This window comes from Roseibium aggregatum IAM 12614 (assembly GCF_000168975.1).
GTDB lineage: Bacteria > Pseudomonadota > Alphaproteobacteria > Rhizobiales > Stappiaceae > Roseibium > Roseibium aggregatum.
The window spans coordinates 65,079-79,505 of sequence record NZ_AAUW01000024.1; the positions used below are offsets into that span (position 1 = coordinate 65,079).

The window sequence follows — 14,427 nt, forward strand, 5'->3', positions numbered from 1 at the left end:
TCTCCTTAATTTTGGGGAGGGTCGGCGAGGTACCAGTCAAACTTCGGGCGCACCTGTACGCGGGTGCCCTGGGCAATCCGGATGACTGGTTTAAGATCCACTGTGTCCTCAAGGAGGGCCGCAGTGATGGTTCCAATGTTCTCGCTGGCACCGGACAGGCCATTGGCGACAATATTGGAATTCGAACTGTCGATTTGTTGGGAGCCGGACACGGCAGCCTCGACGGCTGTCCCGATGCCCGTGGTCAAAATGGCGGAGCCGTATTTCTCCCAGAAGCGATTGTTCACTTCGCCGGAGAGGCCCGCATACCCTTGTGCGTCGCCTATGTGAGCCTTGAGCTGATAGATTTCGGCTCGGCTTTCTCCGAGCAGGATCCGGCTGCAGGAAAACCCGACACGGGTCTGCCCGACCTTATCGACCGAGGAATACTCGCAGATCATCCGCGACCCCTTCGGCACGAGCTTGGTCCGGCCGTGATAGCCGTAGACGTCCCGGCTCACCTGAACGACAACAGAGCCGTTGTTGGCAAGCTGGCTGTTGATGCCGCTTTCCAGAATGCCCGTGATGTAGCGGTCAGCCGTCAGAATACGGGTGTTGTCGACTGCGCCGGTCGAATAGCGCGGCGGCGCTGAATAGCGGTCGTTCTCCGGATCGATCCCCTCTGGCGGTGGAAACCCGGGCAGGTTCGCATTCATCGGGGCGGGGCGGTTACCGGCGTCGGAAAAGTCCCCGGTGATGTCGGCGCCAGCAAGCTCCGACTGCATGGCGGCCCGCTCTCTGAGAGCGGTTTGCAGCATCAGCTCGTATTCGGTCGGCTGACGCGGTACTGCCTTCGGAGGTTCGATGTACTTGGTGACAGTCTGTGTTCGGATGACTTCTTTCGTCTCGACAACAGGTTTTTCGACTTCCCGAATGACCTCTTTTTCGATGATCACAGGGGGCATGGTGACCACCTTCGCTTGAACTGGCGGTTTCGGCGGCTCGGGCTTTTCGTAAGAGAAGACTGCCGGATCACTGGCGGGCAAACCGCGTGGATGAACAGGCTCCGGCCCACATGCACCGCCGAAGGTCAGGCCGAGCGCAGCCAAGATCTCGCAGACGGCCATGCTCAGTCCTCCCCGTACTGGACGGAGACGTGACCGGGCTTCAGCGTGATCAGCGGCTTCGCGCCGTCAACAATGAAGGTCGTGTCCCGGAAGCGGACACGCATCCGGCCGTCAACGACATCGATCACGTAATCCGAAGAGCCGGACGCCTTGCCAGGCGAAGAGAGAGCGGGGATAGGAGCTTTCGGCGGCGCGATATCTTTGACAACGACTACCGGCTTTTCGACTTCCTTCTCGATGATCACCGGGGGCATGGTGACCACCTTGACTTCTCGGTCCCCTTCGCCGGAACAGCTGCCGGTGGCCAGACCAAGAGAAAGGAGAAATTCGCAGACGGCCATGATCACTGGCCTCCCTTGTACTGGATGCACATGAAGGACTGGCCGGACTTGAGCGTGATCAGGCGGTGAGTGCTTTCGACAATGAAGGTGGTGCCCTGGACGCGGGTATTGACCAGCTCGTCAATGCCATCGACCACGACATAGGCGGTCGGCAACTCCACGTCGTTCCACTTGTCGCCGAACTGAATGTACGTGAAATGATCGTCCCGGAAGACCTGCTCGGGCCGCAGTTTCTTGTCGCCCCAAAGCTTGTACTGGTTCCATCCGCGTAGCGCGCCCGGATCGAATTTCGCGGTTTGCAGAAAGTCCTTTGAGTTGTGCGTGGCAAGGGCTGTTTCCCCGCCACCGCCGACAGGGTTGCCCTTGCCGTCGAACTCAACGAAAGACATTCCTGCGCTCTGCGGACCAATGATCCGGAAAGAGACATCCGGAACGGACTTAGAATTGATGCCTTCGGCGCGAAGGTAGAAGGAGTACACATCGCCGTCGTCGGTGTAGACCAGCATGGAGCTATCGACACCGGCCCCGGTCGGCTTTACGGCAAGGGTGTTGTCCGACCTCTTCTTGACCTCAAAACGGGAACTGTCGCCCATATCGGCCGACTTGATCTTGACCCCTTTCGGCAACTGGATTGCGCTGACCATGTATTGCCGTAGACGCACTTTGTAGACGCAATCGCCACAGAAATTCTGGACGTGGATGCCCTGCTTTTTGCCGGGGCGCGACCAAGCCTCCTGAATCTGGCCGCCGATGCTTTCAGGGCGGGCGAGGGGACCGAAGTTTCCGGCCGCCTGGGCTTGCGCCTGCGGCACGGAACCGACAGGAAGCGTTGAGTTGACAACCGAGTTGGCCGCAGCAACCCGCTGCGTCGGTGTCGTGTTCGTAGAGACGCTGCCAGGCGTAGCCGGACCTTGACCGAGAGGCGTTTGTGCGTGGGCTGAGCCTGCGACGGTGACAACGACGAAAAGAACAAAAAATCGAAAAGTCATTTGGAAGCTTGCTCCTTGATGGACATGTCGAGGACGCGGATTCCAAGCGGGTTCTCGAACCGCTCAGCAGCCGTGACGTCATGGGGACGGGGGGTCATTTCCAGGAAGGCGCGCAGATGGCGGCGCTTCGGCTGTTCACGGCCAATCCTGTCTGTCTGAAGAAACTCGACGACATAGAGGTAGACGCCATCGTAGGCATCGACCTGATAGGCACCCTTGATCGTGATCGAGCGGTTGAGGCCGTCTTTGATCGCTTCTTCGATGACTGTTTTGTTGGTCTTCACATAATCATTGAAGAAGTCCGGATCGGAGTACGTGCGGACTTCCTTGAAACGGGTGTTCTGGGTGGTGTCGTCAATGGTGAGGATCTGGTGCACATAGCGCCGGGCAAGCTTTTCGAGCATCAGCTCGAAGCCATCGACTTCCATGGAAATCGGTTCGACACGATAGATCCGGTCATCGCTCAGATCGGCACGCAGAAGCGCGATTTCGGTCTCCTTGAGCGGTACCAGCGACACAAGGGCCTGGAGGCTTGCCACCACACAGATTGCCAGCGCGACATTCGTTCCAACCGACAGGCGCAACAGCCAGGCCATGCGCCGGTGAGCGGTTTTGTAGGCAAACGGATCCGCTTGAAGGATGTTGGCGTGCTTCGGCTCCGGCTTGACCTCCGGAACCGTCGCCGCATGGGGCTTGGAACGAGAAATGAAAGCCATCAGGCGGCCTCCACCCATTCAAAGGAACTCGGCTCAAATTCGATTTCCGCGCAGGCGCAGGGCGACTTGCGCATCTTGTCGATGCCGTCCGGTTCAATCGGCATTTCCAACTGTGCGCAGCCGGAAACCAGCCAACCAAGGCACAAGACGAGTCTGAGGTGTTTCATGAGCGAACAACCTTTGGAGCGAAGAGAGAAGAAAAGGAGGAGAGGGCGTTACTTACGAGTTGCCGGAGTCGATGATCCCGCCTGGAGCCGAACGCGAGGATTCCCAGGTTTTTCTATGCATGAAGCCACCGACGCGACCGGCAGCCCCCGCCGCTGTTCGACCGGCAGAGGCACCGATGGCAGCGCCGCGAATGGCACCGGCAGACATGATCCCGGCTGACACGGTTCCAAGCATCGCGCTCGACACCTGACCGGCGATATTGACCGCCTCGGACATCAAGGCAGCACCAAGCCAACCCATAATCATGGCAAGCAGAAATTTGCCGCTAGTCAGGTCGATGTAGGCTTCTGGGTCAACCTCGGCATCAGCGGTAACGCCAAGACCTTTGACGCTGGCGATGACCAGCGAAAAAACCATCGTGACGCAGAGCATGGTGACGATAGAACCGATGATTGTCCGCACGCCGGCGCCGATCAAATTGCGGCCGAACGGGAAGGCAGCCATGCCAATGAGAAAGGGCGACACGCCCATTATGAGCGTGAGCCGGAAAAGAGAGACCGACGTGTGCGCGAGAAACAGAACAAGCAGAATGACGTAGGGCAGCAGAAGCGCCACACCGTAGAAGGTGTTTACGATTTGATCGCCCCAGCTTCCCGATCCCATGATTGTTGTGGCAATGTTGAAGACGCCACCAATCCCGGTCTCAACGGCCAGCAGCAGTGCATCGAGCCCGCTAAGTCCGCCGCCACCGCCGCCATCCATTAGCGCGCTGGACAGTCCGCCCATGACATTGACGCACGCGTCGAACACGTCACCGATCAAGCCACCATCGACACCCTTATAGACGCCGAAGCCAAGCACCATGAAGATGGCTTGTTTGAGCGCGCCCGCGAAGTCGAGCGTCCCCAAAAAGACCTGAATGCCAGCCCAGAGGACCCAAGCACCGACAAGGCTCAAGATGATCCCCTGAAACGGCCCATGAACCGCGTTAACGAGGGTCCCGAGGGTGCTATCGGCATGGGACTGATACGCAGAGAAAATCTCGCAGATATTGCAGGAGGAAGCCGCCATGGTTATTCGCTTCCTTCTTCATTGTATTTACGTTCCTCGGCGACCTCGCTAATGATCGGGACGCCGTTGTTGAGGGCCTGAGACGCGTTGATCTTCAGCATCTGTGCGAGGATTTGATTGGTCTGAGCGGTTGCGACGAGCTGAGCGACTTCCAGCTCGATCAGAACCTGCAGGCGCGCATTGACGGTCTCGGCGCTCTGGCCTGCGTTCTTGTATTCCTGGGCCGTCTCAAGGGTTTTGACAGCCGTCTCATGGGCTTCGTCCGACTGCGCCAGCCCCTTGACCGTCGCGTCCGTGATCGTCGCAATCCGGTTTTCATGAACGGATTTCTGAATGCTGGCTTTTTCTTCCCAGGTTCCCGCAGTGAGCGATTCCGGAGTGGCGACCAGGCCGGACTTGTAGGCGTTGCCCCGCTCGCAGATCGAGCCGAAGTCCACCTCATCAAATTTGATGGTCGGCATGAGCTGCTTGTAGTCAGGAATGAGACAGGCCATGTCTCCCGACACACTGGACGCAAGCGACTGGAAGTTCAGGGACGGAATGGAGAGATTTCCGATCTCACCGATGGATGACAAAGTATCGCCTGCAATGCCCTGAACTTGCCTAAGCGTATCGAGCTGGTCTGTGATGACCGAAAGACTTTCCTTCGCGGTCGCAAGCTGGTCCTTGACGGTGCTGAGCTGTTCTTTGAGCGTCGTGAGCTGCTTTTGCGCTTCGGCGATGTTCTTCACATCGATGACAGCCATAGCGGCATGCGCCGGCGCATTGATCGACGTCGCCAGCATCAGACCGGCAACGAGCCTCATCAGAGTTTTGCAAGCCATTGGTCACCCCATTCCTGTTTGGTTTTTTCCAGTTCCTTGACCGCGGAAGGCCCTGACCGGTAGAAGCGCAAGGCGTCGCCCAGGCCCGACAGGTCCACGTCCAAAATCGTGCTTTCGTTGAAATTCGCGGCCTCGAAGCGCTTCACCACGAGCACCTGACGCCCGCCCTTCATGTCGCCTTCGCCTTTGATGAAGGCGATTTGCTCATTCGACAGATTGAAGGGTTGAAGGTTCTCGGGCCTAGCTTGAGAGTTCGGCAGAAAGAACAAGGTCTGCGCGTTTTCGATCATGGCCGATGCACCGTCGAACTCCAGCAGCGCACCTGGTTCCTGGAAGGCAAGGCCGACTAGCCCGTTGAGCTTGCGGTATTCCTGATACATTTCCCGCACGACAGAGCGGAAACCGTTGTTGCGTAGGAGGTTCGCCGCCTCATCGATGAAGATGGAAAAACCGCCTTCGCCGTGTTTCGCGGCTGCGGAAATCGCAGCAGAGATATGCGCGACCACAGGCGGACCCAGAACCGGGTCCATCAGGGCTTCGTTCATGTTGATGCCAACAAGAAACGACTTTTGCAGAAACCCGGTGATCTGATCGCGCGGGGCGTTGAAGACGTGGCTGAACTGGCCTTCTGCTCCGTCCTCGCCGTTCACCCACTTGGCAAAAGCGCGGCGGATCTCCGACTGAGCCGGGAAGGCCGCACCATAGATGTTATCCAGCGTGCGCAAGCCCGGTTCCAGCTCGGCGGCCATGTCGAGCGCGGCATGAAGATAGTCGTCCATATCCTCATCGAACGCTTCGCCAAGCATGGCTTGCAGGATCAACCGCACCCGGTGCCGGGCGGATTTGTCGGTGAGATCGATATCGAGAGGATTGAGAGCTAAGTCCTGATAGCCCTGATAGATCCCGCCGAACGCCTCAATCATGAAGCGCGCGCCGTCCTTGGAATCGAAGACGTAGTTCCGCACACCGTGGAACTTTGCAAGTCCGCCAAGAAGGTGAAGGATCAAGGTAGACTTACCGCCACCGGTCGGGGCGAACATGAGGTAGTTGCCCGGCGATTGCGGCTTGTCAGAAACATGGAACTGGAAGGCGTAGTTCTGGCCCGTGGGCGTCTTGAACAGACGCACCGGCCGGTCGCCGAACGGGCTTGACCACAGACCGATTGGCGAAAACTGGAACGGCCACAGAGCCGCGACATTGCTCTCGGTGATCTTGAGTGGCCGCAGCAGCTTGTCCCGGCCGGGCATGCGGTTGAACCATGCGGTTGCCGCGCCGACTGTCTCGCAGCAATACCGGATCCGCGCATTATCGAGGAGGGACGTAACCTGATCGATGAGGGAGGTCAGCTCGGCCTCGTTGCGAGCCCGCACGGTGATCTGGAATTGCGTTTCCTGAAGCTGCCCGGAGTTGTTCAAGAGGTCTTCGTTGACCGCTTCCAGCTCGGCCAGAACAGCACCCGTCCCGAAATAGTTGTGCTTCTGCTCGGTGATTTGACGGGTGAAAAGGGCGATTTGCTTGGTGCTGTCGAGCGGCTTGACGATCTGGCAGACTTCCAGCTCACCGCTGAGTGCCAGCAGACGGGACACCAGCATTCCGGACACTGTTTCCGGCCAGCCGCGAACGGCAATCACGCGGTTGAGCGTCTGGTGCGGCGTAAACGTATCAATCGCGCCGTCTGTCGATACGTGAATGTCAGAGGCGGGCAGGTTGGCGCTGATCCCGGCGCTAAGACGCGCAATCTCGGGTTTCAGCTCACCGCAAACCAGATAATTCAGAACACGTGTCAGCTCGCACGGTTGATTGTGCTCCTGGGCGGCAGGGACCGGCCGGATGTTATAATCCGTGAACCCGCTCAACAGGCCACGAGACGTTTTTTCCAGTTCCGCGGAGGTCTTCGTTGTGAGAACCATGTACCAGACAAGCGAATAGGCATTCTGGTAAAGCCGCTGCTCGGCTTCCCCGACTTCTTTCAAAGTCACGGACGGCCAGTCAGCCTGGAAGCTCACATCGCGGCGGCGCTTGATGCCAAACACACGCAGCGATGAACCGGCACTCAAGAACTGATGGAACGTGCTGGCGCGGCCCCTTGCAAGCGCCTCCTGCTCGGAGATGTTGCGTGTCTCATAGGAGAGACCGGACAGGGAAAAGACGCGGACGAAAGACCCGTCTTTGAGAGAGACGGTCTGATTGTCGGCAAGCAACTGGTCAAATTCCAGTTCGTTCGCAAGCCAGTCCTGCTCGACTTCGCCAAGCAGGTACTTGCGGCCTCTGGAACTCACCAGAGCGGCAGCGCCAACGGCGGCGGCGCCTGTCAAAAAGGTGCCAAGCAGCATTATTGTGCAGCCTTCTTTTTGGAGGTTTTGAGCGGAAAACCGGCGATCAGGCGGCGCACCTTCTTCGCCTGGAAGAACGCGGCCGGATGCAGCAGCAGAGATTCACAGTGCGGCTCTCGCCGGCGAAGCAGAATGATCCACGCGATGGCTGGCGGTGTCGTCAGGACGACAAGCGCAAAGCCCGCCGCATTCCCAGCCAGAAACCCGCCAGTGGTTGCGAGTAAGAGTTCACCGATCATCACCAGGGCAGCATGGAGCGGGGGCATGCCGAGGATCTTCATCGGCTCCTGAATGTGGAGTGCGATAGGGCTTTGCGCTTTCATGGCTTCGCCCCTCCTCAAGCTGCCGAGAGAAGGGCGCGAAGCGCGGTCGGGCCGAAGATCACCAGCGCTCCGGCACCGACGAGCTGAGCAAGCCGCATGATGTCGATGCGGCCGGTGACCATGGCCCAGATGCCATAGATGATAACGCCAACACCGATGACCGGAGCGGCAACACTGACCAACCCGCTTTCCAGGGATTGCAGCATGCTGGTCGCGGGTGCGGACCAGTCCTGTGCCATCGCCTGCGCCGGAAACAGCATCGAAGCGGATGCAATCGCTTTGATTGCAGCTTTCTCAAAATCTACCTTAACGGGAGCATGCGGGCAGAGTCCGAGTCTCTTCAGGATGTTCATTTTCAAAAACCCTTATTTCAGGATGAGATAGAAGGTGGCGACTGCCAGCCAGTTGAAGGTGGCCAGCGATGCGCAGGCCATGAAGTTCCAGCGGATCGAGCGGCGTATCTTGTCGCTCTCCACGGCGTGTTGTGCGACGGCGGAAATCACCGTCTGGATGCTCTCGTTGCCGAGAGAACCGGCAAGTTTCTGGATGGTCGAGGCAACGTCATCGACCTTGTGGTCGATAGCTTCATTCACCCCGGACACGTCGTTCTTGAATTGGAGCGACACGCGATTGCGCTCATCTTCCATGAGGGCCTTGAGACGTTCGCCGAAGGCGTTCAGGATCGCGACCACGGCAAGCACCGGATCGTCCTTCTGGAAGGAAATCCCGGTTTCCCGATGGGCTGCCTCAATGGCTTCATCGAGCGTCATCTGTTTCCACTGCTCGACGGAAACAGCGTCAACCTTCTGAGCCGCTGCGGCGCTCATTCGGCGGCCTCCTGCGGTGCTGCTTCAAGGAAGCTCGCGCTGTCCAGGCGCTCAATCGCCTTGGTCCAGTAGATCTTGAGCCGCTGGCGGGACATCACATTGAAATCGCTCGACTGCATCGCCTCTTCGAAGGTCAGCTTTGCGCCCATCATGGCCCGGATATCTTCGCCGAACGTTCCCGGCTGGACCTTGGGGTGGCACATGACTGCCGCAATGCGGTCGGCGTTTTCCTGATAGAGCTTGCTGTCTTCGAAGGCTCGGCCAGCGCTGGCAACCGGCCCAAAAAACTCGTTAAGCCAGACAACTACCGGCACGCCCGGGAAATGACCGAGAATGGCAAGCAGGCTATTGAATGTATCATCCAGGGCCGCACCGCCGCAGATTGGGCAATGAATGAAGACACGAACATCAAACCCTTGCAGCAACTCAAACGCATTGTTCTCAGCAAGGTACGAACAGGTGGCGATGAAAGAAGAGGTGCCGGTGTCAATGACAGTGTGCGTTTCGCTCTCGCTTTCAAAAATCCGCGTCATCAGATGATCGAAGAGGCGCGGGTTAATGTCATCGCCGTCCATGATCTGGATCGGCACTGCTTTCAGCCCCTTGATGGCGGAAAGCGTGGGCGTGGTCGGGTCGAGGTCGATGGCCTGGACGTTGTGATCTGCGTAACGCAGATATTGCACCAGCATTGAAGACGTGAGGCTTTTGCCTGCGCCGCCCTTGCCCTGCATGACGATATGAACGGTCTTCACCACTGGTCCCTCACTGCATCAGAGCCGGTCGGAACGGTAAACTTGCTGATCTCCGGGAGAGGCTTGCGGGCCTTGGTCTGTGGCTGTGGCTTTACCTGCGCGGGCGCTGCCGTCTCCTCCTGCTTGCGAGCTGACCGCATGGCCGCGTATTCCTCGGGAAAAGCCTCGCGATAGACGTTGCAGAAGGTGGAATAGCCGATGGTAACGACACCTTCCGCCTTTAGCCGCGTCCACAACTGCAAAAGGTTCGGGCATTCCTTCGCGGTCGCGGCAATTTTTTCTTTCTGGGACCTGAACTCAAGGCGCGATTGACCCCTTGGCGCCCGTCGTGGTTTCACAGACGACATGCGATTACTACGCCCCGCGAAGCAGAGCGCCCTTCTGATATTGACTATTGAATGTGGATAAGATGCTGTATTGGTCGCACTGCTAAGCGCGATTCACGTACGGCTACGCCGCATAGACGGCGCAAGAAATGCGACCAATACGAACAGTATGGTGAGTGTTGGTACCCCCTATGCGAGCATCAAAGGACAGTTTTGGTGTTCGCTAGGCTCGGGCGATCTTTATTGGCGTTTAGATCGTCCGAGCCGCTAACAGGTCCATTTCTACAGCCTATGATTGGGCTTGTATATCCTTTTAAATACTGCTCACCGCGCCTTTTCCACACATCGTATTTTTGCGGTCAACAAACCCTTAATGCCGCTGCGTATCAGCGGAAACGTTGAGCACTTGTGCGAATAAGCCAAAGATTCGAATGAGTTCCGAAGGATCGACATGCGAAGCGTTCGTTTAGAAAGTGCCTCACTTTCTCTATCTTGCCCTCATTCTCTTACGTTCGTTAAACCGCATAAACACGCAATAAAAGGCGTTATTGGTCTTTGCTGTATTTAGCTGGAATTTGAAAGCCGGTACGGGAGAATAATAGATTTTAAGAGAAACTATCCCTCAAGGTGACAGAAAAACACCTTTCAATGTGTGCAAGCGGAAAACGAAGGATCATTACCCATCTGCTTTTATTATATTTTTCGTCCTTATCAGCCGTTAAAAGGCTGTAGACGGGGATAACAGTAGAAAAGGCGCATGAATACTAGAAACGCAAACGCTCAAGACACCCTGCGTTAGGATATTGACAAACACACGAATCTTGAATCGTGAACTGGACGCGAGTTCAGAAAGGTTCGACGCGCCGCAATTCGAAAACCGGACATGAACCTTTGGTTGAATCGACGGCGGGGAAAGGGAGGGTTTCGGAGCGCCACTTTTAGTCCGGCCGACAACGACGGTCAGCGATCACTGCCAGGTGTCCGGTGATTGTTCATCGTGTCACGGTCGAGCGACAAACTTTCAAGCTGTTTGCTGTGGCACCGGGAGCATCGGAAATAGGCCGCTGCCTGGCTGACCGGCAGATCCGTAACCAGCTTGGAAGGAAAACATGCCGGCGGAAATTGTATCGAGCGTCCGCAAGAACGGCACTGCACAACGAGCCACCTTCCGCTTTGTTTTATGTCTTCGATGGTTTCCATAGCGATAGGTGTCATGGTGTGGAGGGGAAAAATGTGGTTCTTGTTCTGTTCTAAGCTCGCTTGCTGCCTCTGAATAGCATCTTGCCGTTCTTCATCGAATAGGACGGTCCACCTACCGAATGCGCCGGATTGTTCGGCGCGACTTGACCCGTCACCATCCAGTGAACCAGATGGCGGACGGAGGCAAGGTGCAGTTTCGCCATAGGAACAAAGTGGCTCTGGCCAAGGGTCTTCAACCCATTTCGGCGATTGACTTACGGAAGCTAGTAGGGGAGACGCCTGCGATCCGCCGGAATGCCCGAGCAAAATGCTGTTGGTTCTCGTAGCCCACAGCCAGCGCTACGTCGATAATCCTCGTCGACGGATCAACGAGCAGTGCGCGCGCAAGATCGAAACGTGCCTCCTGCACAATGTCTGAATAGGATCGACCGCTGTGCTGCAGCCGCCGCTGGAGCGTTCGTTCGCTTATCTGCAACGCTTCTGCCATTTCGCGGAGTGCGGGATATCCGCCGGGCAGATAGGGCCGAACGACTTCCCGTAGAGCCTTTGCAAAATTCCATTCCACTACGTCTACGTCCGGAATTGCTCTGGTTTGGAGGTTTGCGTCGTCCGCCGTAACACCAAAGTCACGCGTGCATGGTCGAGCAAGCAAATCCTTGCTGACCAGGATCGACGTGCAAGGTTTGCCCACTAGAATATGCGTGTTCGGAAATGCTTCCTGTACAATGGGTGTCGGACGCTGACGCGAAACGAAAGTCATCTCCTGCGGGCACCAGGAAGGTCCGGCAACGCTTCGAACGATCGAGATCATCGCCTGGAGGTCTACCCATTCGGCTAGACCGATGAATGGATTGTTCTGGAACCCTTCCATTGTACTGATTACCCGGACCTGGTCGCCCTCGGGCTGCATTCGAATTGACAGAACGTTGTCCTCAAGGGACGCGCAGCGGAGGAATGCGTTGAAACGCGCGAACCCGGTTGGCGCGTCGAGGATCGCACGCAAGAATGGCGGGCTCAGCGACCCCAGAGTTGCGCGTCTGGCTGACAGGAAACCGAAATCCATCAGCTCGAAGTCGCGGCTACAACTAGCGAGCCATTCTAAGCAAAGTGCAAAACTGACATAAGCATCAGGATCGTCGAGGGTCCAGTGTGGCAGGCGCGAGCGCGCTAGCTCGCTTTCGACAGACACACCGATCTCTTTGAGTTCCTCGAAATAAAGGTGCAAATGCGCTGCCCTGACGATCGCAATTTCCATCAACTTGTTACTCGGTTGGCGTTAAATGGGCAGAGTGAACCGTCGCAATGTGTCACCTTCTGGATGCGTTCATTGGTTTTAACATGCATGCCCTTACGTGAGAAAGAATCTTTCGCTGATCCCCTTCGGGTAAGAGCCGTCGCGGCGACACTTGCTCTATCGGGTCCCGTCTCGGTCGGTCAGATTGCTGCCCAACTCGGTGCCAGTTCCAGGACGCTTCAACGCCAGTTGGCGGACCAGGGCGTAAGCTTGCGCGCGATCATTGAAGAAAGCCGGCTTGAAATTGCCCGGGTCCTGCTTTGCAAGACCGACCTGGACGTGCAGGAGATTGCGGCAAGGAGCGGCTACAGCACGCCCAGCGGCTTTTCACGCGCCTTTGCCCGATGGGCGGGCTGCGCACCCCGGATCTTTCGGAGAAAATTTGGGATGCCAACCAAGAATAGAAACCAGGTGGCGCGAAATGGGCGGACAGAGTGTTCCTAAAAACTTACGCTTCTTGTCGGCCGACTTAGGCGTCGCACCCTTTATTTTGTAAAGGAATTTGAGAATGTTTCGTTTTCCACTCATCAGCTGTCTGGCGCTCAGCGCCTCTTTCAGCCCGACATGGGCTGATGTGAGCCAGAATACCCTCGAAAAGCTGTCCGCCCCGGCAAGCGTTGAGACCAGCATCGGCACTCTCGACTTCAAAGATGGCGTACCGAGCGCCGAGACCGCCAAAAAGGTCTTCGACACACTCGATTTCACCAACGCGCTTACCGTCTATAACAACAGTTTCCGCGGCGCCTCGGCGCTGGGGCTGGTCAAGGGTTTCAAAGAATTGGGCGCCGGTAGCGGCGACGTGATCATCTTCGAGGAGCTTCTAGACGCAAGCTCGCTATTCCTGACCGGGAATGCCGACACCGTCTACTATCTCAGTTACATTGACCTGTCGGACGGACCCGTGGTGATCGAACAGCCGACCGACGGCCTCGGCACGATCAACGACATGTGGTTTTCCTGGGTCATCGACGTCGGCAGGCCGGGTCCGGACCGTGGCCTCGGCGGCAAATACCTGATCGTCGGACCCGGCTATGACGGCCCGCTGCCCGAGGGCGGCTATTTCGTCGCGCATTCCAGCACCAACACCGTTCTCTACGCCGACCGCGCCTTCATCAAGGACGGCAACGACCCCAAGCCCACGGTCGAGAACATCAAGGCGAACATAAAGATCTATCCCTACGCGCCCGGCAGCTACGGAACGTCTATCGCCGAAGCGCTGAAAGGCGAGGTCAAGCTCGCCGGCGAGCCGAAGATCCCCGAGATGAAGTTCATCAATGGCAGCGGAAAGTCGTTCAACACCATCCCGCCCAGCGATTACGGCTTCTTCGAGATGATCAACGAGAACGTGCAGAACGAGCCGGCGACGAGCTATGATCTCGAACTGGCCGGCCAGCTCTCCGCCATCGGCATCGTCAAGGGCAAGGACTTCGCCCCCGACGAGCGGATGAAGAAGATCCTGACCGACGCCGCCGCCGTCGGCCAGGGGGTCGGCCGTGCGCTCCAGTGGAACTTCGCCGACGCGCATCCCGAATGGGCCCGTTACGAGGACTCGCAATGGGCCTTGATGCTCTGGGAGGGCGGCGCGTTCTTCGAGACGCCGCCGCCGGCCTTCAAGGACGGCGTGTTCACGCCGCTGCCGCCCACCGGCGCGCGCACGCTCGACAGCCGCACGGCCTTCTACTACGCCTACACGCTCGACAGCCCGGCGATGATCATGAACATCCCCGGCGTCGGCTCGCAGTATGTGATCGCCTTCCGCGATGCCGACGGCGACCTCTTCGACGGGGCCAAGACCTACAAGGTGACGCTGCCCAAGGACATTCCGGCCGAATTGTTCTGGTCCTTCACGCTCTACGACAACCAGACCCGTTCGATGCTGCAGACGCCGCAGAAGTACCCGCGCGCCGGCAGCCAGAGCTACCCCTCGCCGGCCGCCGAGGCTGCCGAGGACGGCTCGACGACGGTCTATTTCAGCCCCGAACAGCCGGACGGCGTGGATCGCGGCAACTGGATCCAGACCGACCCGGAGAAGGGATGGTTCAATATCCTGCGCCTCTACAGCCCTTTGCCCTCGTTCTTCGACAAGTCCTGGCAGCCCGGCGAGGTCGAATTGGTGCAGTGACGGATATCGCTGCCAGTAATACAGAATAATATCGG

Annotated in this window: 16 protein-coding genes; 2 read left to right on the top strand and 14 right to left on the bottom strand. The window is 57.7% G+C overall.

Annotation, left to right across the window (positions count from 1 at the left end):
- Nucleotides 1-5 precede the first annotated feature (5 nt).
- The 14 genes from SIAM614_RS26125 to SIAM614_RS26185 all read right to left on the bottom strand — a co-directional run bounded on the left by SIAM614_RS26125 (nucleotide 6) and on the right by SIAM614_RS26185 (nucleotide 12,231).
- The gene (locus SIAM614_RS26125) at nucleotides 6-1,106 is read right to left on the bottom strand and encodes a TrbI/VirB10 family protein (RefSeq protein WP_006939200.1); all 1,101 of its coding nucleotides are present in this window, start codon (nucleotides 1,104-1,106) and stop codon (nucleotides 6-8) included.
- Between the two features lie 2 nt (nucleotides 1,107-1,108).
- A complete protein-coding gene (locus SIAM614_RS26130) occupies nucleotides 1,109-1,447 on the bottom strand; it encodes a hypothetical protein (protein WP_040441169.1) in 339 nt (112 codons plus the stop codon).
- 2 nt (nucleotides 1,448-1,449) lie between these two features.
- The gene (locus SIAM614_RS26135; protein ID WP_006939202.1) at nucleotides 1,450-2,436 is read right to left on the bottom strand and encodes a TrbG/VirB9 family P-type conjugative transfer protein; all 987 of its coding nucleotides are present in this window, start codon (nucleotides 2,434-2,436) and stop codon (nucleotides 1,450-1,452) included.
- Nucleotides 2,433-3,152: a VirB8/TrbF family protein gene (locus SIAM614_RS26140; protein ID WP_157140095.1), complete on the bottom strand. Its 720-nt coding sequence runs from the start codon at nucleotides 3,150-3,152 to the stop codon at nucleotides 2,433-2,435. Before SIAM614_RS26140 ends, SIAM614_RS26135 begins: the two co-directional genes overlap by 4 nt.
- A complete protein-coding gene (locus tag SIAM614_RS32240) occupies nucleotides 3,152-3,319 on the bottom strand; it encodes a hypothetical protein (RefSeq protein ID WP_006939204.1) in 168 nt (55 codons plus the stop codon). The genes SIAM614_RS26140 and SIAM614_RS32240 overlap by 1 nt, the downstream gene beginning before the upstream one ends.
- A 52-nt stretch (nucleotides 3,320-3,371) precedes the next feature.
- The gene (locus SIAM614_RS26145; protein WP_040441170.1) at nucleotides 3,372-4,391 is read right to left on the bottom strand and encodes a type IV secretion system protein; all 1,020 of its coding nucleotides are present in this window, start codon (nucleotides 4,389-4,391) and stop codon (nucleotides 3,372-3,374) included.
- Nucleotides 4,392-4,393: 2 nt separating this feature from the next.
- On the bottom strand, nucleotides 4,394-5,215 hold the full coding sequence (locus SIAM614_RS26150) for a hypothetical protein (protein WP_157140096.1): 822 nt from the start codon (nucleotides 5,213-5,215) through the stop codon (nucleotides 4,394-4,396).
- A complete protein-coding gene (locus SIAM614_RS26155; protein ID WP_006939207.1) occupies nucleotides 5,197-7,548 on the bottom strand; it encodes a VirB4 family type IV secretion system protein in 2,352 nt (783 codons plus the stop codon). Before SIAM614_RS26155 ends, SIAM614_RS26150 begins: the two co-directional genes overlap by 19 nt.
- Complete coding sequence (locus SIAM614_RS26160; protein ID WP_006939208.1) at nucleotides 7,548-7,871, bottom strand: hypothetical protein; 324 nt, start codon at nucleotides 7,869-7,871, stop codon at nucleotides 7,548-7,550. Before SIAM614_RS26160 ends, SIAM614_RS26155 begins: the two co-directional genes overlap by 1 nt.
- Nucleotides 7,872-7,885: 14 nt before the next feature.
- Nucleotides 7,886-8,224 carry a TrbC/VirB2 family protein gene (locus SIAM614_RS26165; RefSeq protein ID WP_006939209.1) on the bottom strand — a complete coding sequence of 113 codons (339 nt, stop codon included), beginning with the start codon at nucleotides 8,222-8,224 and terminating at the stop codon, nucleotides 7,886-7,888.
- Nucleotides 8,225-8,236: 12 nt separating this feature from the next.
- The gene (locus SIAM614_RS26170; protein ID WP_006939210.1) at nucleotides 8,237-8,698 is read right to left on the bottom strand and encodes a hypothetical protein; all 462 of its coding nucleotides are present in this window, start codon (nucleotides 8,696-8,698) and stop codon (nucleotides 8,237-8,239) included.
- Complete coding sequence (locus SIAM614_RS26175; protein WP_006939211.1) at nucleotides 8,695-9,453, bottom strand: nucleotide-binding protein; 759 nt, start codon at nucleotides 9,451-9,453, stop codon at nucleotides 8,695-8,697. The genes SIAM614_RS26170 and SIAM614_RS26175 overlap by 4 nt, the downstream gene beginning before the upstream one ends.
- Nucleotides 9,447-9,692, bottom strand: a complete 246-nt coding sequence (locus SIAM614_RS26180; RefSeq protein ID WP_157140098.1) for a hypothetical protein — start codon at nucleotides 9,690-9,692, stop codon at nucleotides 9,447-9,449. The genes SIAM614_RS26175 and SIAM614_RS26180 overlap by 7 nt, the downstream gene beginning before the upstream one ends.
- 1,516 nt (nucleotides 9,693-11,208) lie before the next feature.
- On the bottom strand, nucleotides 11,209-12,231 hold the full coding sequence (locus SIAM614_RS26185) for an AraC family transcriptional regulator (protein ID WP_006939214.1): 1,023 nt from the start codon (nucleotides 12,229-12,231) through the stop codon (nucleotides 11,209-11,211).
- Between the two features lie 87 nt (nucleotides 12,232-12,318).
- Here SIAM614_RS26185 and SIAM614_RS33595 point away from each other — a divergent pair, with 87 nt between their 5' ends.
- A complete protein-coding gene (locus SIAM614_RS33595) occupies nucleotides 12,319-12,714 on the top strand; it encodes a helix-turn-helix domain-containing protein (RefSeq protein ID WP_006939215.1) in 396 nt (131 codons plus the stop codon).
- 64 nt (nucleotides 12,715-12,778) lie between these two features.
- The gene (locus SIAM614_RS26195) at nucleotides 12,779-14,392 is read left to right on the top strand and encodes a DUF1254 domain-containing protein (RefSeq protein WP_006939216.1); all 1,614 of its coding nucleotides are present in this window, start codon (nucleotides 12,779-12,781) and stop codon (nucleotides 14,390-14,392) included.
- Nucleotides 14,393-14,427: the final 35 nt, after the last annotated feature.

What these genes read in the sequence shown, in the direction of transcription:
- SIAM614_RS26170 (WP_006939210.1), bottom strand. Translation starts at nt 8,698, where the DNA reads ATGAGCGCCGCAGCGGCTCAGAAGGTTGACGCTGTTTCCGTCGAGCAG.
- SIAM614_RS26165 (WP_006939209.1), bottom strand. Translation starts at nt 8,224, where the DNA reads ATGAACATCCTGAAGAGACTCGGACTCTGCCCGCATGCTCCCGTTAAG.
- SIAM614_RS26155 (WP_006939207.1), bottom strand. Translation starts at nt 7,548, where the DNA reads ATGCTGCTTGGCACCTTTTTGACAGGCGCCGCCGCCGTTGGCGCTGCC.
- SIAM614_RS32240 (WP_006939204.1), bottom strand. Translation starts at nt 3,319, where the DNA reads ATGAAACACCTCAGACTCGTCTTGTGCCTTGGTTGGCTGGTTTCCGGC.
- SIAM614_RS26140 (WP_157140095.1), bottom strand. Translation starts at nt 3,152, where the DNA reads ATGGCTTTCATTTCTCGTTCCAAGCCCCATGCGGCGACGGTTCCGGAG.
- SIAM614_RS26130 (WP_040441169.1), bottom strand. Translation starts at nt 1,447, where the DNA reads ATGGCCGTCTGCGAATTTCTCCTTTCTCTTGGTCTGGCCACCGGCAGC.
- SIAM614_RS26125 (WP_006939200.1), bottom strand. Translation starts at nt 1,106, where the DNA reads ATGGCCGTCTGCGAGATCTTGGCTGCGCTCGGCCTGACCTTCGGCGGT.
- SIAM614_RS26185 (WP_006939214.1), bottom strand. Translation starts at nt 12,231, where the DNA reads ATGGAAATTGCGATCGTCAGGGCAGCGCATTTGCACCTTTATTTCGAG.
- SIAM614_RS26150 (WP_157140096.1), bottom strand. Translation starts at nt 5,215, where the DNA reads ATGGCTTGCAAAACTCTGATGAGGCTCGTTGCCGGTCTGATGCTGGCG.
- SIAM614_RS26145 (WP_040441170.1), bottom strand. Translation starts at nt 4,391, where the DNA reads ATGGCGGCTTCCTCCTGCAATATCTGCGAGATTTTCTCTGCGTATCAG.
- SIAM614_RS26135 (WP_006939202.1), bottom strand. Translation starts at nt 2,436, where the DNA reads ATGACTTTTCGATTTTTTGTTCTTTTCGTCGTTGTCACCGTCGCAGGC.
- SIAM614_RS33595 (WP_006939215.1), top strand. Translation starts at nt 12,319, where the DNA reads ATGCCCTTACGTGAGAAAGAATCTTTCGCTGATCCCCTTCGGGTAAGA.
- SIAM614_RS26195 (WP_006939216.1), top strand. Translation starts at nt 12,779, where the DNA reads ATGTTTCGTTTTCCACTCATCAGCTGTCTGGCGCTCAGCGCCTCTTTC.
- SIAM614_RS26160 (WP_006939208.1), bottom strand. Translation starts at nt 7,871, where the DNA reads ATGAAAGCGCAAAGCCCTATCGCACTCCACATTCAGGAGCCGATGAAG.